17 protein-coding genes are annotated in these 19956 nt (G+C 44.7%); 5 read left to right on the top strand and 12 right to left on the bottom strand.

The genetic code is table 11. From position 1 onward, the window contains the following. Positions 1 to 228 precede the first annotated feature (228 nt). The 3 genes from VC82_RS06330 to VC82_RS06340 all read left to right on the top strand — a co-directional run bounded on the left by VC82_RS06330 (position 229) and on the right by VC82_RS06340 (position 4594). Complete coding sequence (locus VC82_RS06330) at positions 229 to 1218, top strand: aspartate-semialdehyde dehydrogenase (protein WP_045801623.1); 990 nt, start codon at positions 229 to 231, stop codon at positions 1216 to 1218. A gap of 171 nt (positions 1219 to 1389) precedes the next feature. Beyond that, positions 1390 to 3543, top strand: coding sequence for a prolyl oligopeptidase family serine peptidase (locus VC82_RS06335; RefSeq protein ID WP_045801624.1), 2154 nt, complete (start codon positions 1390 to 1392; stop codon positions 3541 to 3543). A 67-nt stretch (positions 3544 to 3610) separates the two neighbouring features. Then, entirely contained in the window at positions 3611 to 4594 is a 984-nt protein-coding gene (locus tag VC82_RS06340) for an ABC transporter ATP-binding protein (protein WP_045801625.1), read from the top strand. A gap of 16 nt (positions 4595 to 4610) precedes the next feature. Here VC82_RS06340 and VC82_RS06345 read toward each other — a convergent pair whose 3' ends face one another. The 7 genes from VC82_RS06345 to pdxA form a co-directional block, all read right to left on the bottom strand. After that, positions 4611 to 5723, bottom strand: a complete 1113-nt coding sequence (locus VC82_RS06345; RefSeq protein WP_045801626.1) for an NAD(P)/FAD-dependent oxidoreductase — start codon at positions 5721 to 5723, stop codon at positions 4611 to 4613. A 32-nt stretch (positions 5724 to 5755) separates the two neighbouring features. Then, positions 5756 to 7108: an acetyl-CoA carboxylase biotin carboxylase subunit gene (gene accC, locus VC82_RS06350; protein WP_045803292.1), complete on the bottom strand. Its 1353-nt coding sequence runs from the start codon at positions 7106 to 7108 to the stop codon at positions 5756 to 5758. Positions 7109 to 7201: 93 nt separating this feature from the next. Further along, a complete protein-coding gene (gene accB, locus VC82_RS06355; protein WP_045801627.1) occupies positions 7202 to 7693 on the bottom strand; it encodes an acetyl-CoA carboxylase biotin carboxyl carrier protein in 492 nt (163 codons plus the stop codon). A 25-nt stretch (positions 7694 to 7718) separates the two neighbouring features. Beyond that, a complete protein-coding gene (locus tag VC82_RS06360; protein WP_045801628.1) occupies positions 7719 to 8708 on the bottom strand; it encodes a beta-ketoacyl-ACP synthase III in 990 nt (329 codons plus the stop codon). Positions 8709 to 8886: 178 nt separating this feature from the next. Next, positions 8887 to 9087 (bottom strand): 50S ribosomal protein L32, encoded by a 201-nt coding sequence (gene rpmF, locus VC82_RS06365; protein ID WP_045801629.1) that lies wholly within the window; start codon positions 9085 to 9087, stop codon positions 8887 to 8889. 6 nt (positions 9088 to 9093) lie between these two features. Continuing rightward, complete coding sequence (locus VC82_RS06370) at positions 9094 to 9624, bottom strand: YceD family protein (RefSeq protein ID WP_045801630.1); 531 nt, start codon at positions 9622 to 9624, stop codon at positions 9094 to 9096. 129 nt (positions 9625 to 9753) lie between these two features. After that, a complete protein-coding gene (pdxA, locus tag VC82_RS06375; RefSeq protein WP_045801631.1) occupies positions 9754 to 10806 on the bottom strand; it encodes a 4-hydroxythreonine-4-phosphate dehydrogenase PdxA in 1053 nt (350 codons plus the stop codon). A 47-nt stretch (positions 10807 to 10853) separates the two neighbouring features. Here pdxA and VC82_RS06380 point away from each other — a divergent pair, with 47 nt between their 5' ends. Next, complete coding sequence (locus VC82_RS06380) at positions 10854 to 11441, top strand: riboflavin synthase (protein ID WP_045801632.1); 588 nt, start codon at positions 10854 to 10856, stop codon at positions 11439 to 11441. Here the strand turns inward: VC82_RS06380 and VC82_RS06385 are convergent. From VC82_RS06385 to VC82_RS06395, 3 genes are all read right to left on the bottom strand, one after another. Further along, positions 11383 to 15207: a DUF3857 domain-containing protein gene (locus VC82_RS06385; RefSeq protein WP_045801633.1), complete on the bottom strand. Its 3825-nt coding sequence runs from the start codon at positions 15205 to 15207 to the stop codon at positions 11383 to 11385. The two genes, VC82_RS06380 and VC82_RS06385, sit on opposite strands and share 59 nt — an antisense overlap. Before the next feature lie 180 nt (positions 15208 to 15387). Next, on the bottom strand, positions 15388 to 16485 hold the full coding sequence (locus tag VC82_RS06390) for an acyltransferase family protein (RefSeq protein WP_045803293.1): 1098 nt from the start codon (positions 16483 to 16485) through the stop codon (positions 15388 to 15390). Further along, positions 16485 to 18296, bottom strand: a complete 1812-nt coding sequence (locus VC82_RS06395) for a sodium:solute symporter family protein (RefSeq protein WP_045801634.1) — start codon at positions 18294 to 18296, stop codon at positions 16485 to 16487. The genes VC82_RS06390 and VC82_RS06395 overlap by 1 nt, the downstream gene beginning before the upstream one ends. A gap of 84 nt (positions 18297 to 18380) precedes the next feature. Between VC82_RS06395 and VC82_RS06400 the strand changes: the two genes are divergently transcribed. After that, positions 18381 to 19121, top strand: a complete 741-nt coding sequence (locus tag VC82_RS06400) for a sulfite exporter TauE/SafE family protein (protein ID WP_045801635.1) — start codon at positions 18381 to 18383, stop codon at positions 19119 to 19121. 216 nt (positions 19122 to 19337) lie between these two features. Here VC82_RS06400 and VC82_RS15535 read toward each other — a convergent pair whose 3' ends face one another. Beyond that, complete coding sequence (locus VC82_RS15535) at positions 19338 to 19511, bottom strand: hypothetical protein (protein WP_157518001.1); 174 nt, start codon at positions 19509 to 19511, stop codon at positions 19338 to 19340. A gap of 192 nt (positions 19512 to 19703) precedes the next feature. Then, complete coding sequence (locus VC82_RS06405; RefSeq protein WP_157518003.1) at positions 19704 to 19949, bottom strand: hypothetical protein; 246 nt, start codon at positions 19947 to 19949, stop codon at positions 19704 to 19706. Between the last annotated feature and the right edge of the window lie 7 nt (positions 19950 to 19956).

A 19956-nucleotide genomic window follows, 5' to 3' on the forward strand; every position in this document is an offset into this window, starting at 1 on the left:
AATTCAGGGAAGGCCGCTACATCACGTTTAACCTAAACCGCCCTTCACTTCGACTATGCTCAGTGACAGGCGGTTTTTTTATGAAGCCCAGTGTGCAGTATTCTCTGTAAGGAAAAGGCATGAGCATTTGTTTCAAATATAACTTATTGTTGTATTTTTCTAAATTATTCAATTTTCATTTGCCCTTTCCGGCTTTGGCAGTACCTTTGGCTTCTCAAATCAAAAAAGATGAAAGTAGCCGTTGTAGGTGCCACCGGAATGGTAGGCGAAGTAATGCTAAAAGTACTGGCCGAACGTAATTTTCCGATTACCGAATTGCTCTTGGTCGCCTCTGAGCGTTCCGTCGGCAAAAAACTGACCTTTAATGGAAAAGAACATACGGTCATCGGTTTGGCCGATGCGGTGGCTGCAAAGCCCCAAATAGCCATTTTTTCGGCTGGTGGCGATACCTCGTTGGAATGGGCCCCAAAATTTGCAGAAGTAGGAACCACTGTGGTTGACAACTCTTCTGCATGGCGAATGGATCCCAGCAAAAAATTGGTGGTGCCCGAAATAAACGCCCATGTGCTCACCAAAGAAGACAAAATAATCGCCAACCCCAACTGTTCGACCATACAATTGGTCATGGCGCTGAACCCCCTGCACAAAAAGTACAGAATGAAACGGGTCGTTGTCTCTACCTATCAATCCGTTTCGGGTACAGGCGTAAAGGCGGTGCAACAACTCGAAAACGAAATGGCGGGGGTGCAGGGCGAAATGGCCTACCCATACCCCATTAACCGAAACGCACTGCCCCATTGCGATGTATTCATGGAAAACGGCTACACCAAAGAAGAGATGAAACTTGCCCGAGAACCCCAAAAGATATTTGATGACCGCACCTTTTCGGTAACCGCCACAGCCGTACGCATTCCGACTTCAGGCGGGCATTCTGAGTCCGTCAATGTGGAATTCCATAATGATTTTGACCTCTCTGAAGTGCGTCAACTGTTGAGTGAAACCCCAGGGGTGGTGGTGCAAGACAACCCTGAGACCAACACCTACCCCATGCCCATCTATGCACATGACCAAGATGAAGTCTTCGTGGGTCGTATTCGTCGCGACGAAACGCAGCGCAATACTCTCAATATGTGGATTGTCTCTGACAACCTGCGCAAAGGTGCTGCAACCAATGCCGTACAGATTGCTGAATATTTGGTAGAGAAAGGCCTTGTGTAAGATGGTCATTCCTGAATCCGCATGAATCAAAAAAACATCGTTATTTTTCGTGATGGATTCCTGTTTTTGCGGGAATGACAAATCATGCGTTAAAAAAAGTTAACACTTTTCGGTATTGCTCTGACTTTCCTTGGTTTAATGGTATTTTAGCAAGACTAATTCCTATCGAAAATGAGAAAAATAACCATCCTCGCGTCCGTTCTTATCTTTGCCGCCTGTAATATGGAAAAAAAGAGAGACCCTATTGTTGTGAACTATCCGGAAACCAAAAAAGTAGACACGGTTGACACGTATTTTGGAACCGAGGTGCCAGACCCGTATCGCTGGCTCGAAGACGACCGAAGTGCCGAGACCGAGGCTTGGGTAAAAACCCAGAACAATGTTACGTTTGGGTATCTTGACAGCATTCCCTTTCGTGATGACCTGAAGCAACGCTTGGAAAAAATATGGAACTACGAAAAACTAAGTTCGCCCTTTAAAGAAGGCAATTACACCTACTTCTATAAAAATGACGGACTTCAGAACCAATATGTGGTCTACCGGAAAAAAGAAGACGGCGAAGCCGAGGTATTTCTAGACCCCAACACCTTCTCGGAAGATGGCACTACCTCTTTGATGGGCCTTAGCTTTACCAAAGATGGTTCAATGGCGGCCTACCTGATATCAGAGGGGGGCAGTGACTGGCGCAAGGCGGTCGTTATTGATGCCGAGAGCAGAGAGATTGTAGAAGACACCTTGGTCGATATCAAGTTCAGTGGCATTTCTTGGAAGGGCAATGATGGTTTCTTCTATTCAAGCTACGACAAGCCCAAGGGCAGCGAACTTTCGGCCAAGACCGATCAGCACAAACTATATTACCATAAACTGGGCACGCCCCAGTCAGAAGACGAGCTTATCTTCGGCGGCACACCCGAGCAAAAACACCGGTATGTAGGGGGCTATGTCTCTGAAGATGAAAAATATCTTTTTATTTCGGCATCCGTTTCCACTTCGGGCAATAAATTGTTCCTGAAAGATTTGACGGAGCCAAACAGCGAGTTGGTGACCATCGTAGGCGATACCGATTCAGACACTTATGTAATCGACAATGAGGGCTCCACCCTTTACCTGGTTACCAATCGTAATGCTCCCAATAAAAAAGTGGTGGTTGCCGATGCTGCCAATCCTTCCCCTGAGAACTGGAAAGACCTGATTCCCGAGACCGAGCACGTTTTAACGGCCGGTACCGGCGGAGGCTATTTCTTTGCCGAATACATGGTCGATGCCATCTCGAAAGTGTTGCAATACGACTATGAAGGCAATCTGGTTCGTGAAGTGGAATTGCCCGGTGTGGGAAGCGCAGGAGGTTTTGGTGGCAAAAAAGATGACAAGGAATTCTATTTTTCATTCACCAATTACAAGACCCCAGGATCATCATATAAATACAATGTGGAAACCGGTGAGTACGAATTGTATTGGCAGCCTGACATTGATTTCAATCCTGATGATTATGAGTCGACACAGGTATTCTATACCTCTAAGGACGGTACCAAGGTGCCCATGATCATCACCCACAAAAAAGGGATTGAACTCAACGGAAAGAACCCAACGATCCTATATGGTTACGGTGGCTTCAACATCAGCCTTACGCCCTCTTTCAGTATTGTGAACGCCGTTTGGATGGAACAGGGCGGCGTGTATGCCGTACCCAATCTTCGCGGTGGGGGCGAATATGGAAAAAAGTGGCACTTGGCGGGCACCAAAATGCAGAAACAAAATGTGTTCGATGATTTTATCGCCGCTGCCGAGTACCTTATAGAAAAGGGGTATACCTCAAAAGAATACCTGGCTATTCGCGGGGGATCCAATGGCGGTCTCTTGGTGGGTGCTACCATGACCCAGCGCCCAGACCTGATGCAGGTTGCGTTACCAGCCGTTGGTGTGTTGGATATGCTCCGTTACCATACCTTTACCGCTGGTGCAGGCTGGGCCTACGACTACGGCACGGCTGAAGAAAGCAAAGAAATGTTCGAATACCTAAAAGGATATTCCCCCGTTCACAACGTCAAGGAAGGGGTCGAATACCCTGCCACCCTGATCACAACGGGCGACCACGATGACCGTGTAGTACCCGCCCACAGCTTTAAGTTTGCCGCGGAACTACAAGAAAAACAGGCAGGCGACAATCCCGTGCTAATACGCATCGAGACCAAGGCAGGGCATGGCGCAGGCACCCCTGTAAGCAAGACCATCGAGCAGTATGCCGATATTTTCGCCTTTACTTTGTACAACATGGGATATGATGAAATACCCAATCAAGCCGTGTTAAAAGAGTTTAAGGATTAGGGATATTTGAAATAATGTGATATTAAAATCCGTTTCTAATAGAAGCGGATTTTTTCATGACCGAACAATGCTCGAACTAAAAAACGTTTCATTCGCCTATCACAAAAAACCAGTGCTCGACACCATTTCACTGCGGCTTGAACGGGGTGGGCACTTGGCCATTATGGGCGAAAGCGGTTCGGGCAAGAGCACCTTGCTCAAGGCCATTTACGGACTTTTGGAGTTGAAACATGGTGAGGTACACTGGAACGGCCATCAAGTATTGGGGCCAAACTTCACTCTTATTCCTGGCGAAAAGTACATGAAATACGTTTCGCAAGATTTTGAGCTCATGCCCTTTACCACCGTTGGTGAGAACATCTCAGCACATCTATCTGCCTTTAATCTAGAAAAGCATGACCAACGGGTTGCAGAACTGCTACAGGTCATCGAGATGGAAGATATGGGTGAGGTAAAGGTCAAAAACCTGAGCGGCGGTCAAAAACAACGCGTTGCACTGGCACGGGCATTGGCACAAGAGCCTGAAATATTATTGCTGGACGAGCCTTTCAGTAACATCGATCAGTTTAAAAAGAACAAATTGCGGCATCGCCTTTTTCCATATTTAAGGGAAAAGAACATAACCGTGGTCACGGCCACCCATGACCCGGACGACGTGCTCTCATTTGCAGATGAGGTACTGATCCTGAAAGATGGGGAAGCCCTTGTTCAAGAAGCGACAACACAGCTGTACCACAACCCAAAATTACCCTACGTGGCAGGTTTGTTTGGCAGGGTGAACCATTTGCCCATAAAGCTCTTAAAAGACTATGCCAAGACCGAACATCAGGTATTGGCCTACCCGCACGAATTGCGGCTGGCCAAAAAATCTGGCTTCAAGGTGGTGGTGAAAGACTGTTTCTTTAAGGGCAGCCATTATCTTATCGAGGGCATTCGAGAAGACTCAGGACCTATTTTCTTTAATCATGATGAGCCTCTCGAAATAGGCCGTCTGGTGTATTTGAACATCGCCCTTCATATTATCAACAAACGATTGAATTTAGTAGGGTAAGATGTAGCTTACGGCCCTATGCCATTGAAGCCAATTGCCTGCCCACCAGGCTGCCTATTGCAACCCCCATACCGCCTAGGCGTATACCACAGTATACGTGGTCACTATGTTGTTTTACAATGGGTCTCTTTTTGGGGCCAACACCCATGATACCGCTCCAACGGCGATCAATTTCAACCGCCCTTCCCGGTAGTATCACCTCGGCGAGAAGTTGTTCCAATGCTTCTTGAATATGCCCTGTGGTGCCGAACCGGGCCGTTTCTTCTCCTTTAAGGTCAAGGTTGCGGCCGCCCCCAAACAGAATTCGACCTTCTACGTTCCTGAAATAATAATACCCCTCTTCAAAATGAAAGGTGCCCTTGATACGAAGGTTTTCAATCGGGTGGGTGACCAAAACTTGGGCCCGTGCGGGCTTTACTTTTTCGTCTAGTAATTGTGCCGCAAAACCGTTTGTGGCCACAAACAGTTTCTTGCTAAAAAATTCGAGTTGTTCGGTTTTTATATGCACTCCATTGGGGCCATGCTCAAAGGCATCTACCCTCATTCCGTTTAAAACGATAACACCGAGGCGTTGTGCTTTCTTCAGTAAGTGAAGCATCATCTTGCCTGTGTGCAACTGCCCCTCAAATTGGTGTGTTATATACGTGTCTTGAACGCCTTTAAAGCCAAAGTGGTTAGGCTGTTCCTTAAAGGGGTTTTCTTTAAAAATGGGCTTCAATAACTTATTTATCCTTCCCATCTGTCCTTTACAGCGGTCATATAGGTAGGTATCCTTCTTTAAAAAAATCTCATGCCCGCCAAGGCGTTCGTATTCTATGTTTTTATCGCCCAGCATATGTCGAAGCAACTGAATGCCCTCAAACCGTTGGCGCACCAACTGTGCCACTTCGTCTTCCCTATGGGATTCTAGATCGGCGGTGATTTCAGAAATGCTGCCAAAACAGGCAAAGCCCGCGTTTTTGGTGCTGGCACCTTGCGGCAAAAGGCCCTTTTCAAGTACAAGTACTTTTGAGCTTGGATATGTTTCCATTAAAAAAATGGCCGTGGTCAAACCCACGATACCGCTTCCTACTATGGTGAAATCAATATCTGAAAACCATATCCTATCCTCCCAATAACTTAACTCCATATAAAAAAACCCCGACTAGGTCGGGGCGCTCTTTAATATTTATATTTTGGATCCATCTTAAAGTCTTCCATAAACTTGGTGGTGTAGTTGCCCGCCAAGTAATCGGGGTGCTCCATGAGCTGTCTGTGAAAAGGTATCGTTGTTTTGATACCTTCGATGACGAACTCATCCAATGCCCTTCGCATCTTGTTGATGGCTTCTTCCCTAGTCTGGGCCGTTGTAATCAATTTGGCTATCATGGAATCATAGTTCGGAGGAATCGAATACCCACTGTACACATGGGTGTCTAACCGCACACCGTGACCCCCCGGGGTATGCAATGTGGTTATCTTTCCAGGTGATGGCCTAAAATCGTTATATGGGTCTTCGGCATTGATCCGACATTCAATGGAATGTAGTTTTGGCGTATAGTTTTTGCCAGAAATCGGTACTCCGCCCGCCACCAAGATCTGTTCACGGATCAAATCGTAATCGATGACCTGTTCGGTGATTGGGTGCTCTACCTGAATACGGGTATTCATTTCCATAAAATAGAAATTGCGGTGCTTGTCTACCAAGAATTCGACAGTGCCCGCACCTTCATATTTGATATATTCCGCTGCCTTTACCGCCGCTTTTCCCATTGCATCGCGCAATTTATCGGTCATAAAAGGCGATGGGGTCTCTTCGGTCAATTTTTGATGCCTACGTTGCACAGAGCAGTCACGTTCGGAGAGGTGGCATGCCTTGCCGTATTGGTCGCCCACAACCTGAATTTCAATGTGTCGGGGCTCCTCAATCAATTTTTCCATGTACATGCCACCGTTGCCGAAAGCGGCCTCTGCCTCTTTTACGGCACTTTCGTAGTTTTTCTCAAGGTCTTCTTCCTTCCAGATGGCGCGCATTCCTTTTCCGCCGCCACCGGCAGTGGCCTTTATCATTACGGGGTATCCCATTTTCTTGGCGACCTTTTTGGCTTCCTCAACATCTTTTAGGATACCATCAGAACCGGGAATGGTTGGCACCCCGGCTTTCTTCATGGTCTCCTTGGCCGTGGCCTTATCGCCCATTTTGTCTATCTGCTCCCCAGAGGCGCCGATGAATTTGATATCGTGCTCGGCACAAATTCTAGAGAACTTTGAGTTTTCGGAAAGAAACCCATACCCTGGGTGAATGGCATCTGCATTGGTTATTTCAGCCGCAGCGATGATATTCGGTATTTTAAGGTACGATTCGTTACTGGGTGCCGGACCGATACAAACGGCCTCATCTGCAAAACGGACATGGAGGCTCTCTTCATCTGCCTTTGAGTAGACCGCGACGGTTTTGATACCCATTTCCTTGCAGGTACGAATAACCCGTAGTGCAATCTCCCCCCTATTTGCAATCAATATTTTTTTGAACATAGCTTCTTGTTTAAAATTCAAATTCCAAGCACCAAAATCCAATCAAAAATGTAAGATTCGGTCCCGATGGCCATCGGGATTGGTATTGAAATTTTAACTGGGATCAACCAAGAACAATGGCTGGTCAAACTCAACCGGTGAAGAATCTTCAACCAAAATCTTGACAATCTTACCAGAAACTTCAGACTCGATGTCATTGAATAGTTTCATTGCCTCAATTACGCAAAGCACATCGCCTGGTTTGATTTCTTGACCAACCTCAACGAAAGGAGGCTTGTCAGGAGACGGCTTTCTGTAGAAGGTGCCGATTATGGGTGACTTAATAGTGATGTATTTAGAATCATCTTCTTCTGATTTCTTTTCTTCAGCAGAAGGTGCCTTTGGCACCTCGGCTACAGGTGCTGCAGGTGCAGCCGCCACCGGAGCTTGCGCCATCGGTATCTGCTGCACTATCGTGGTTTCCGGTGTGTTGGTGTGCGAACCTGTGCGAATGGTAATCTTTAACTCTTCGGTCTCAAGTTTTACCTCGCTGGCCCCAGACTTGGCCACAAACTTGATCAGACTTTGAATTTCTTTGAGATCCATGAAATTTGATTTAGTTAGTTTATAATCAATAGGCCCATTTCAAATATACGGAGCCCCAAGTAAATCCGCCGCCAAAGGCTGCGAATATCAAATTATCGCCCTTTTTGAGTTGTGCTTGATAATCATGCAACAAAAGGGGAAGTGTCGCCGATGTGGTATTGCCATATCGGTGTATGTTCATCATAACCTTGCTTTCGTCAAGGCCCATTCTATTGGCCGTGGCGTCTATGATTCTTTTGTTGGCCTGGTGCGGTACCAACCAGTTTACATCTTCGTGGGTCAGGCCGTTGCGCTCCATGATCATGGCCGATACGTCTGCCATGTTAGATACCGCGAATTTAAATACCGATTTCCCATCTTGATAAACATAATGTTGCTTGTTCTTGACTGTTTCCTCCGATGCGGGTAAAATGGAACCCCCGGCATCTATTTTTAAGAATTGGCGCCCTACCCCATCAGATCTCAGATGTTCATCTTGAACCCCAAGCCCTTCGTCGTTGGGCTCGAATAGCACTGCGCCGCCCCCATCACCAAAAATGATGCATGTGGTTCGGTCGGTATAGTCAATAATAGAAGACATTTTGTCGGCACCTATCAATAGTACTTTTTTGTAACGCCCGGATTCTATATAACTGGCGGCAGCCGACATACCGAACAAAAAACTTGAACAAGCGGCCTGAAGGTCATATGAAAATGCATTTTTCGCCCCAATTTGTGACGCCACATAGGCCCCAGTAGATGCAACGGGCATATCGGGCGTGGCCGTGGCCATGATAACCAAATCGATTTCAAGTGGATCGAGGCCCTTTTTCTCGATAAGGTCTTCAGCAGCCTTTATCGCCAAAAAGGAGGTGCCCTTGCCTTCTTCCTTCAAGATCCTTCGCTCTTTGATTCCGGTTCTGGTCGTGATCCACTCATCGGTGGTCTCAACCATGGTTTCCAACAATTTGTTGGAGAGTACGAAATCGGGCACATAGCCCCCCACAGCTGTTATCGCCGCTGTCTTTTTGCTCATTTCAGTATCCTTTTCTAGTCAAAAATGCCCCAATTTGACCCAAAAACAGGGAAAAATAGTGATTTTTTGTGATTTTATGCGGTGTGGCCAAGGCTTTTTGGAAATTTGGTTGCCCCCATAAAAAAACTCCCGAAGTGTTTTCAACGGGAGTCTGGTGTGTCTTTAAAATGTACCGGTCTTAGGCAACGGTCTCTTCTTCGGTTTTATCGATCAAAACCTGCCCACGGTAGTATAGTTTGCCTTCATGCCAATGTGCCCTGTGGTACAGGTGCATTTCGCCGGTGGTCGCATCTTTGGCGATGGTAGGCATGGTAGCCTTGTAATGGGTTCTTCTTTTGTCCCTTCTTGTTTTTGATATTTTTCTTTTAGGATGTGCCATGTTTCCCTATTTATCTGTTAAAAATTTTTTCAGTCCGTCCCATCTAGGGTCGGTATTTTCTTCATTGTTGTTTTGCTCTTTCGGTTGCAGCTCTTCAAGCCTGTCCAACATTTCTGATTTCAACGTGCCATCGGCCACCCCGGGATGAATTCTTTTCTGCGGCATCCCGAGCACCAACATTTCAAACACGTACTGGGCAATGTTGAACTGATGTTCGCCATGGGGAATTATCAAGATTTCATCGTCTTCATCGTTGTATTCTTCCCCAAATTTCACCACAAGGTGCAGGTCTGAGCTAATGGCTTGGTTATACGGTTCATTGGTCAAGTCGCAATCGACATTGATGGTTCCGGTCGCCGCTATGTCCATTTCCATGGTAGTGCTCATCTTATTGAGCACTGCCTTAACGTTGACCTCGGCGGCATTGAACTCGTTGTAATCAAAGGCTTCAAAGAACTCGTTCCCTATCTTGTAGGCAAAACCGTGGTTTCCTTGTTTCAATCCCGAAAACGGAATTGTGAACTCCTTCAGTTTCATTTCTCTACTTTCAGTTTGCCAAATCCTTGATAGGATGCCAAAACGTTTACTTTCTGGCGGGTGCAAAGATACCATTTATTTGCAAATGCCCAACAGTTGGGCCCATTTAATTGCATGGGCAAGAACACACTAGGCAGATTTTCTGATTTTTTGCTTTTTCAAGGGATTTTTGGTCAATTCGATGTACTCTTTTCTATTCCTATAAATTTGGATAGCTGTAAAGACCGCCTCTTTGAAAGAGCTTTCATCGGCCTTACCCTGACCCGCAATTTCATATGCCGTGCCGTGGTCGGGTGAGGTGCGAACCTTTGACAGTCCGGCGGTAAAGTTTACCCCTTTGCCAAAAGAAAGTGTTTTAAAGGGTATTAGCCCCTGATCATGGTATGCGGCCAAGATGGCATCGAAATTTTGGTACAGGTTAGAGCCAAAAAAGCTATCGGCCGAATAGGGCCCGTACACCAAATGGCCCTTGTCAAAAAGTTCGGTGATTACCGGCTTTACGATTTTGTCATCTTCTTGGCCTATAGTGCCGTTGTCACCGCTATGGGGGTTTATGCCTAGCAGGGCAATCTTTGGCCTGCGGATGCCGAAGTCCATTTTCAACGATTGCATCATCGTGGACACTTTTTCCCGCACCAATTTTTGGGTAATGGCCTGGGCCACATCTTTTACGGCAATATGGTCGGTCAACAACCCTACCCGTAGCGTGTCGGCAACCATGAACATGAGGCTTTTGCCTTCGAGTTCTTGTGCCAAGTAATCTGTATGCCCAGGAAAATTAAAGTCTTCGGCCTGAATATTGTTCTTGTTGATGGGCGCTGTGACCAGAACGTCTATCGCACCCTCTTTAAGGGATGCCACAGCCGCCCTGAGGGATTTGATGGCATAACGACCGCCTTCTTCGGTGGGTTTGCCAAATTCAATCTTTGGAGATTCGCGCCATACGTTCACCACGTTGACCTTGCCGTCTATGGCCTTTGATGCCTCGTTGATGCCATTGAAATTTATGTCGATAGACAATTCCCGTTTTTGGTGGGAAATGGTCTTGTTTGAGGCAAACAGCACCGGCGTGCAAAAATCGAGCATACGACTGTCTTCAAAGGTCTTCAGTGCCACCTCACAGCCAATTCCATTTAAATCACCCACAGAAATACCCAACCTTATTTTTGCTTGCTCTCCCATAAATATGGCTACTTTTACACTGCAAAACTAGCTAATTTAAAAGAGACATGTTTACGGGCATTATCGAAACTTTGGGGCGGGTCGCCGCCCTTGAAAAAGAGAACGGCAACCTGCATATAACCATTGCCACTGCATTGGCCCCTGAGCTAAAAATCGACCAAAGTGTGGCCCACAACGGCGTTTGCCTGACCGTAGTGGGCCTTGACGAACAGACGTATACCGTAACGGCCATCGATGAAACCTTAAAAAAATCCAATCTTGGTGACCTTCAGGTAGGCGATTTGGTCAACCTTGAGCGGGCCATGGTACTGGGCACCCGGTTAGACGGGCATTTGGTGCAGGGGCATATAGATCAGACGGGCATTTGCAGCGCTATTGAAGAAAAAGATGGAAGCTGGGTGTTCACTTTCGAATACGACCCCATACAGAGCAATGTAACCATTGAAAAGGGGTCCATTACCGTAGATGGTGTAAGCCTGACCGTGGTCAATTCACAAGAAAACCGGTTTAGTGTGGCCATCATTCCCTATACCTATGGGCATACCCGTTTTAAGACTTATGAGGTAGGTAGCACGGTCAATCTGGAATTTGATGTGATTGGGAAGTACGTGGCGCGGTTGATGAGGTTGGCTTGACTTTGGTACTTAGCCCAATCACTCTTTCTCTAGCGTCCAAAACTTTCAACACGTATTTCTTAAACTCTTCATAGTCTTTCACTGTAATCCTGTCTCTTGGAGTATTGGCGATTGATTTTACTTCAAGTTTACCGTCTGGATAAAGCTTATATGTTAGCTCAAAACTATGGTTTTTGAAGGAGTACCTCACATCTTCAGGTATCTGAACAAACTCTTTTCCTTTACCTACCACAATAAAATAAGTGGATACATATCGGTCAACATTCTCATATAACACGTACTCAATGGGGTACTTGCGTTCTGAATAGTTAACTATTGAAGAGCTATATGGATGGCTGATAAGAGGAAGCTTGAAAAGCTTGGTTTCTCCAAAATTGTCCATCTTGGTATTTAGGGTCAGCGAGGCCTCATAAATTAGTTCAGATGATCCGAGGTCTTTGCTTATGTTGTATACCGAATCTAAAACAATATTGTTTGTCAATCGTGCTTGAAAGTCATCGGAAATACTTTTCTTAATGGACCTGTAATTGTTGTCCCTAAAGATTTTTATGTAACCAGAGCTAATCTCTCCTTGTACCGTTGATTTAACCCTCATTTCTTGATAATTGTCAGACAAGCTCAGTTCTACCTGTGCATCCAACATCGAGTTTAATTTATTTGGTTTTTCAAGTAAATATATGCCTTGCCTGACATTTGTGAAATTTTCATTGGGAATGTCGAGTAAAGTGGCATACTCTAAACTGGATGGAATTGACCTGAATGGAAGATTCTTGTCTGTGAGTTCAAGGTATTGATTTTTGCCGTCTATAACCACTTTGACGATACAATGGTTAAAATCTTGACTGGGAAGTACCATTGAATTTCTGCCATAATCTGAGGTCAGCACCAAAACCAAATGTGATTTGAGCCCAGCCATGTCTGCCAATACCATATAGAGGGTCGACAGATCTTTGCAGTCGCCTAACTTTGTGGATAGGGTTCTGGCCGGCTTTTGGGGAATAAATCCACTCTGCCTAAACGAAACATGGCTATAATTTACATTGTTTGAGATGTAGCGATAAATTTGTTCTGCCTTTTCATTGTCTGATAGCCCCTTTGGGCCATTTGGGAATATTTCTTCAAAGGCTTTTTTAACCTCTTCATTGATTTTAATCTGGGGCCGAACCAAATCTTTGTACCAATTGGCAATTTCATCCCAATTTTCTATGGTACTGATATGGACATTGCGAAATAAATCGCTAGTGCTTGGCATGTAGTCTTCTTGCTGCGGCATGGGCTTAACTTCATTCAGTTGCCAAGTGTAGCACAGAAAATCGTTTATTTCATTTATTTTCACATCAACCGCCCCATTGGTATTGGTATAGAATATGGGTTTGTTTTTGGGGGTCAATAAGACATATTTTCTTTTCAGTGCGGGATGATACGAGTCAAATTGGTAATAATCAACATAGTCGTTGAAGAACCTGCCTGTATTTGACCAAGTGGTCGTATAATCTATATAAATGACATCGCCCACCTCAATATTTTTGAAAACCATATTTGATCCGTTTCGAGATGCCGGGTTCAAAGAACCGTCACTCTTTATCAACTCCGCCTTTAAGATTGTGTAGCTCCCATTGAGACCCAAATTTATTTCTTTGAGTAGTTCAACACCATTGTCAGAGGTAATCTCCACAAGATATCTAATAATTGATTTGCCACCTCCCTGTTCGTACAATTGCACCAAACTTTCATCGAGCAGGTAGTTGTAACCATAATTATTATGCATTTGTATTCCTCGATTGTCATCTACATACTTATAAATATTGTTGGTTTTTAGGTCTTCGAGCAGGCCATCGGTTTTGGTAAGCTCTTCTATTTTCTTTCTGACCGAAGTGTTTCCACCATTATGCTCGAGGTGTTTTTTAAAATAGTGAAGTGCTTTGTCTTTGTCTCCTCTTTGGTAATATGACTCTCCCAAATATTGCATCGCCCTAAATGAGTATGGAAAATTCTCAAGTGCCCTCAACATAATGCGTTCTAGTTTTTCATAACGCTTATATTTTTGCAGGTAATGCCCATAATCGAATAAGAACCCATTATCCATGGACAGATGATCCCTGTTTTCTTCAAACAATGTCAATAACTTCTCCTTTTCTCCTTTTCTGTCATAAAATCCAGCTAGTTTTAGCAAAGCCGGATAATCGAAATACCTCTTATTTACATTTTCATAAAAAGCTACTGCCTTTTCTTCTTTCCCTAAAAAGTCTTTATAGAGATCTGCGTATGCCTTTAAAAGGTTTAGTTGGTCTGAATGGTTCTGAAAAATATTATCCAACTGACTTTCCATCAACAACTTGTCCTGTTTTCTCAAAGAGAGCAAAAGTTTTGTTGTTTTTTTCAGTATCTCAAAATCGGTTGCTTGTTCAAAACCCTGAACATATTTCTCAAACTCGTCAATGGGCAGTTTAAACAAAGAATTGTAGTCTTGCATTCTAAAAACATACGAAAGATAGTAGTCTTCGTCGTCCAGTATTATGTTTTTTGCCAATTCATCAGCAGATGAGTCATCTCCCTCAAGCTCGTAACAGATTTTCAAAAGTACTTTTAGCATGGAGCTTTGGGGGTATTCCTGTAAAAAACGAAGAATTATAGGCTTTGCCTCTTGATATTTGGAATTTCTGAGATAAGTACTGATCAATGATAGGGCATAGAAAAAATCATCTTGGTTTTGCTCCCATTTCTTTTTGAAGTAATGCTCAACAGGATGGTTTCTGACTACAGCTCCAATTTCATCTGCCTCGACTTCGTTATATGTTGTAACTCTAGCGGTACTTTTAATAGATTTAAGCGGCTTGTGCTCCAAGTCTGTAAAACGGGCGATAAAATAAGGGGTGGTCGAAACATCACTACATTTAACCAAAAGCCTATTTACCCCTTTAGGCAGTGTCAATTCAACAGAATAGGCATCTATGTCGTTAAATCGGTTTTCTTTCTTTTCAAAAATAGGCACGTTGTTCAACCACACCTTTACCTCTGCCGATGCCCCAATTTTGAAAAGTACCCTTTGGTCATGATCATTCTCAATAAACGTTTGGGCATAATTTACCGCGCTGCCATATTCTTTATGATTGGAATAAAACTGATATGCTTCTTTTGCTCGATTTGGGTCTTCATACCAGTTGATTGTACCATTGCTGTTAGCGTCGAAGCCCTTATCTGAGTGGGCCGATTGTTCGGGAGGATACACTATGTCAAGACCTCCTCCGTTGAGGTTTTCAAAACTGCCACAGTACTGCCAATGCTTTAATACCGGTATTTGCGCATTTAACTTGTAGTAAAGATTCCAATCATTGTTGCTTCTAGCCACAATAGACTTTAAGTACCGAAGAGCTTCTTTGGTGGTGTTTTGAGAAATCTCATCAATATCAAAAGAGTCAATGTGCTTAATATTCTTGTTGTTGAATCCTGATTTGGTGTATTCGTCGAAAAGAAAATTTCTGTTCCAAAAAGCATATAGATAATATTCAAAGTCGGTGAACAGCTTGAACTCCGCAATAAAATTATCTTGTGTTTTAAAAATGCCATTTTCATTTTGAACTATCTGACGGGTAATCAGTTCTTCTATGCTTTTTGGCTTTCCTTTTTTAAGGGTTTTTAAGGCCTCTTGTCTTTGATTGTTCAGTAGATATTCCCATGTTTTGGGGTTTGATGATTGGGCATTGGCATAAAAAATAGTAATGAAAAAAATTGCCTTAGAGACAATCCTATATCTAAAATAAAGCATACAAGGTATTTTAAAACTTGAAATAATATAACGCCGATTATATAATTTTTATATGTCTTCGAATAATTTATTGAAGCAATTATTTGGTCTACACTTTTCTTTCATTAGTAGGGAATGCCATGACAACTGCCATCTAAAAAAGTGCACGTTTTTGGATTATTGATCAAGACCCTTTATATACTACACCTTAATAAAAATCCCCTTTTTGTACATCACATAGGCCAAGAGACAGTAGAAAGCCACAACGGTAAGGCCGTATAGTAGTGAAGACAGTTGTAGCGGCATAAATTCGTGAACATAAATCGTATCGAACAACCACCCATGCAATGAGGTATCGGCGCTTACTTTTATCGAATAAAAAAGTTTGGTGATAAAGCTTGATAAAAAGTACACAACAATAGCGTTTGCCCCCGCATAACGAAAGATGCTGCCAAACTGCAGGCCTTTGACATCGGTCAGGTAGTAAATAAGTGCCAAGAACATATTGGCCCAGCCAGCGGTGACCAATACAAAACTGCTTGTCCAGAGGGCTTTGTTGATCGGAAAGACCAAATCCCATAGATGGCCGATCAAGAGCATTGAACCACCGAGACCGACCATTATCCTGACTTTTTGGGATTGTTTCGAGGTCAAGATCAATCCCGTAAAGATGCCCAAGAGTGCACTGCAGATAGCGGGCAGGGTACTCAAAAGACCCTCTGGGTCGTAGTCGGGCTGCCACATATGGGTGCCCAAAACGTTCAAATCAACATAATTGGCCAGATTGTTCGGTGCCCGATCAAGGGTGGAAGGCACCCCTTCTACGGGCACCAAGGTCATCAATAGCCAATAGCCCACCAAAATGGAAATACAGATGCCCAAAAGTGTTTTCCAATTAAAATTCAAAAAGAGTACCGCGGCAAAAAAGAAGACTACCCCGATACGCTGCAGAACGCCGGGAAACCGTATTTCAGAAAACTCCTTGATAAAGGGGAAACTGATTGTAAAAGCCCCCAAAAAGAGCCCCAGCCCGATCAGCTTCAAGGTTCTGACCGTAATTTTTTTATAGGTGGCCGCATTGGGGGTTTTGTTCTTGTAGGCAAACACAATAGAGGTTCCCACGATGAACAGGAAGAACGGAAACACCAGGTCAGTGGGTGTGTAGCCATGCCAGTCGGCATGTAAAAGAGGTGGGTACACGGCTGACCACGTGCCCGGGGTGTTGACCAATATCATCAACACAATGGTTAGCCCCCTAAAAATATCGACTGAAATTATCCGGTTTTGAAGTTTTGCCATTACAGTATCGTATCTTTCATTTTGTTCCATGCGCGTACAAGCAAGATGCCCGATAGCAGGGCAACACCTGTCAGTATCAAGGCGGCCGTGGTGCGGCCGTATATCCAATACCCCGTGGCAAACATGGTGGAATATACCAGGGCCACGCCCAACAACATCGCCACAATGCCCTTGGGCACGCTCCATTGCTCGTTGCCTATCACTACCTCATCATTTTCTTCACGGGCCTCTTCAACAACTTTTGACCAGCCCGGCCCACCTGGCTGTATTTTTTTGTAGAAGTTTCTGAGCACTTCTTTCGACTCGGGTTGTGTCAAGAAAGTGGCCGAAAGCCAGATTACCGAGGTAATCAACATGATAAAGGGCAGTTCGCCCCATTCCGGCAACAATCCAGTGGCAGGGTCGAACAACATGGCACGCAACGATGTGGTCTCCAATAAAATGGCAAGGATCCCTGAAGAAAACATCGCGGTAATCTCACTCCACGAATTGATGCGCCACCAAAACCATCTAAGGATAAAGATCAATCCCGTACCGGCCCCGAACGAGAGCAACAGATTGAAAATGCCCATGGCGTTCTGCATGGCCAAAGCCAAAAAGGCACTGAGCACCATCAAAACAACGGTAGAGAGCCGGCCAACCCGTACCATTTGTTTTTCAGTGGCATTCGGATTTATCTGCTGTTTATAAAAGTCAAAAACCATGTACGAAGACCCCCAGTTCAATTGGGTCGATATCGTACTCATATAGGCTGCGATCAACGAAGCCAAGACCACCCCCAACAATCCGCTCGGCAATTTGGTCAACATGGCCGAATAGGCCAGATCGTGCCCTAATTTATCAGCTGGAACATTGGGGAACGCCTCTGAAATACTTGCAATATCGGGGTACACCACCAACGATGCCAAGGCCACCAAAATCCATGGCCATGGGCGAAGGGCGTAGTGCATTATATTGAAGAAAAAGGTGGCCCCAATAGCATGGTTCTCGTTTTTGGCCGCCAACATCCGCTGTGCTATATAGCCGCCACCGCCCGGCTCACCGCCCGGGTACCAAGAACTCCACCATTGAACTGCCAATGGAATTACTAAAATGGTTATTACAGCCTTTGTATCACTCAAATCTGGTAGAATATTGAGCTTATCCTTAACATTTTCGTTATCGATAATGGCCTGAATGCCCCCTACCTCTGGGATGTTGACCAAATAATAAGCGGCCCCAACGGCACCGGCCATGGCCACAAAAAACAACAGAAAATCAGTGTAGACTACCCCTTTGAACCCCCCTAGGGCACTAAAAGTTACGGTGATAAGACCGGCACTGACCACTGTTTCCCAAGGTTCAAGCCCCAACATAATGCCGCCGATCTTGATGGCTGCCAACGTTACGGCAGACATGGTAATGACGTTGAAAAAGATACCCAAGTAGATGGCCCTGAACTTTCTCAAAAACCTGGCTGGGGCGCCTCCATATCGCAATTCATAAAACTCGAGGTCTGTCTTTACGTTCGATTTTCTCCAGAGTTTGGCATATACAAAAACTGTCAGCATGCCCGTGAGCAAGAAACACCACCAGCCCCAGTTGCCCGAAACCCCATTGGTTCTGACCAGGTCTGTTACCAAATTCGGCGTGTCGGTGGAAAATGTGGTGGCCACCATTGACAGGCCCAAAAGCCACCAAGGCATGGTGCGGCCGGAAAGAAAATACTCTGAGGAGTTTTTGCCGGCCTTTTTGGAGACATACAAGCCTATTGCCAAAACAATGGTAAAAAATAAAATGATGAAGCTGTAATCTAAAGTGCTCAGTTCCATGGTTTGGTGGTTGTTAAGGGATAAATATACTATTTTAACAAGTACTTTTGCCGCAATTATTAGCTGGATAACACTGTTCAACCCATGAACGAGGTCTCTTTATTGGATTGGTTTCTGGCCTTCACTGCCATCTTCTTGCTCGGCATTTCAAAATCGGGGCTCAAGGGACTCTCTATCTTCAATGTAACCTTGCTGGCACTGGCCTTTGGGGCTCGTGAATCAACCGGAATTTTGATACCATTGCTCTTGGTCGGCGACGTATTTGCCGTGCTCTACTATAACCGCCATACCCAGTGGCGCTATATTCTGCGGTTTTTGCCATGGATGATCTCCGGGATACTCATCGGTGTATTTCTTGGAAAAAATCTGCCGGAGACACAATTTAAGATTGGAATGGTCATTGTGATCTTCATCAGCTTAGGGGTTTTGACCTATTGGGATCGGCGCAAATCAAAAAAAGTGCCCACCCATTGGACATTTGCCGGGGGGGTCGGTATTTTGGCGGGTATCTGCACCATGATTGGAAACTTGGCCGGTGCCTTTACGAATATTTTCTTTTTGGCCATGCGCTTGCCCAAAAACGAGTTTGTGGGCACGGCCGCTTGGCTCTTTTTGATTACCAACCTGTTCAAATTGCCTTTTCATATTTGGGTCTGGAAAACCATAACCCCAGAAACCGTGGGCATCAACCTAAAACTTTTGCCCGCCATTTTGGTCGGATTGGCCATTGGCGTTAGAATTGTAAGACGCATCAACGAGAAGCAGTACCGACGCTTTATTCTGATCGTTACGGCCATTGGGGCGGTGGTGATTTTGTTGCGTTAAATACACTGCCACTTGTGGCAACTCCAATGAATAATTTGGCTCGGGTAAAAAAATGGGGCACTCGAAGAACTCGAATGCCCCGAAGGGGTGACACTAAAAAACAAAAAACTCAAAATGTATCCAAAAAGTTGCTATACTCAGCATTGCCACCCCTATAACAATAAGCAACATATGTTCAATAAGGCTGCAAGAACAAAAAACAGCAGCAACGTTCTTTCAAAAGTTGTTCTCATCGACAGCATCTTGATTTAAACTGGGCACGAACACCATGTCATTTTTAAAACTGTTCTTCGATTTGGGTTTTTCTTTCCAATCAAAGGGCAGGTCTTCTGTAAAAACCGCCCCCACAAAACATGCTTCGTTATCGACCATATAAATTTTTCTCTTCACTTTTGGTTTCTGCCCCCAACGGACTTGTGTTCTAGTCAAACCTTTTTAAGACAAAGCCCTGGCAAGCAGGGCTTTGCTCTAACCAACTCAATACCCGTTCCCCCGAACGAAACCCTTAAGCAAAGCCTAACGGTATTGTGGTTGATTAGGATAAAGCCATGGTTAGTGTTTGCATAGCGCTATCCTACTGATTTATCTTATGAGCAGCCATAGTAGATTGGTAAGCCCGTAGGCCATTCTATTATGGTTGTCAGATTCTTTTTTCCCCTTACGCATGGTTACAAGCTTTTGAAGCCTGCGCAACATCTCTTTCAGCCGGTGTCGCAACGAGGCCAGCTTTTCTCGAGAAACCATATCGGGCACGATGATCATTATCGCTATAAAAAATGCGATAATGCTAACAACAAAGAGTATCTTTTCCACTACTTCAATAATCATGGCCCCG

Source organism: Flagellimonas lutaonensis (assembly GCF_000963865.1).
GTDB classification, from domain to species: domain Bacteria; phylum Bacteroidota; class Bacteroidia; order Flavobacteriales; family Flavobacteriaceae; genus Flagellimonas_A; species Flagellimonas_A lutaonensis.

Bases quoted from the DNA above. Each gene is read 5' to 3' on its own strand.
- VC82_RS06330 (WP_045801623.1), top strand. From the start codon at position 229: ATGAAAGTAGCCGTTGTAGGTGCCACCGGAATGGTAGGCGAAGTAATG.
- VC82_RS06335 (WP_045801624.1), top strand. From the start codon at position 1,390: ATGAGAAAAATAACCATCCTCGCGTCCGTTCTTATCTTTGCCGCCTGT.
- VC82_RS06340 (WP_045801625.1), top strand. From the start codon at position 3,611: ATGCTCGAACTAAAAAACGTTTCATTCGCCTATCACAAAAAACCAGTG.
- VC82_RS06345 (WP_045801626.1), bottom strand. From the start codon at position 5,723: ATGGAGTTAAGTTATTGGGAGGATAGGATATGGTTTTCAGATATTGAT.
- accC (WP_045803292.1), bottom strand. From the start codon at position 7,108: ATGTTCAAAAAAATATTGATTGCAAATAGGGGGGAGATTGCACTACGG.
- accB (WP_045801627.1), bottom strand. From the start codon at position 7,693: ATGGATCTCAAAGAAATTCAAAGTCTGATCAAGTTTGTGGCCAAGTCT.
- VC82_RS06360 (WP_045801628.1), bottom strand. From the start codon at position 8,708: ATGAGCAAAAAGACAGCGGCGATAACAGCTGTGGGGGGCTATGTGCCC.
- rpmF (WP_045801629.1), bottom strand. From the start codon at position 9,087: ATGGCACATCCTAAAAGAAAAATATCAAAAACAAGAAGGGACAAAAGA.
- VC82_RS06370 (WP_045801630.1), bottom strand. From the start codon at position 9,624: ATGAAACTGAAGGAGTTCACAATTCCGTTTTCGGGATTGAAACAAGGA.
- pdxA (WP_045801631.1), bottom strand. From the start codon at position 10,806: ATGGGAGAGCAAGCAAAAATAAGGTTGGGTATTTCTGTGGGTGATTTA.
- VC82_RS06380 (WP_045801632.1), top strand. From the start codon at position 10,854: ATGTTTACGGGCATTATCGAAACTTTGGGGCGGGTCGCCGCCCTTGAA.
- VC82_RS06385 (WP_045801633.1), bottom strand. From the start codon at position 15,207: ATGCTTTATTTTAGATATAGGATTGTCTCTAAGGCAATTTTTTTCATT.
- VC82_RS06390 (WP_045803293.1), bottom strand. From the start codon at position 16,485: ATGGCAAAACTTCAAAACCGGATAATTTCAGTCGATATTTTTAGGGGG.
- VC82_RS06395 (WP_045801634.1), bottom strand. From the start codon at position 18,296: ATGGAACTGAGCACTTTAGATTACAGCTTCATCATTTTATTTTTTACC.
- VC82_RS06400 (WP_045801635.1), top strand. From the start codon at position 18,381: ATGAACGAGGTCTCTTTATTGGATTGGTTTCTGGCCTTCACTGCCATC.
- VC82_RS06405 (WP_157518003.1), bottom strand. From the start codon at position 19,949: ATGATTATTGAAGTAGTGGAAAAGATACTCTTTGTTGTTAGCATTATC.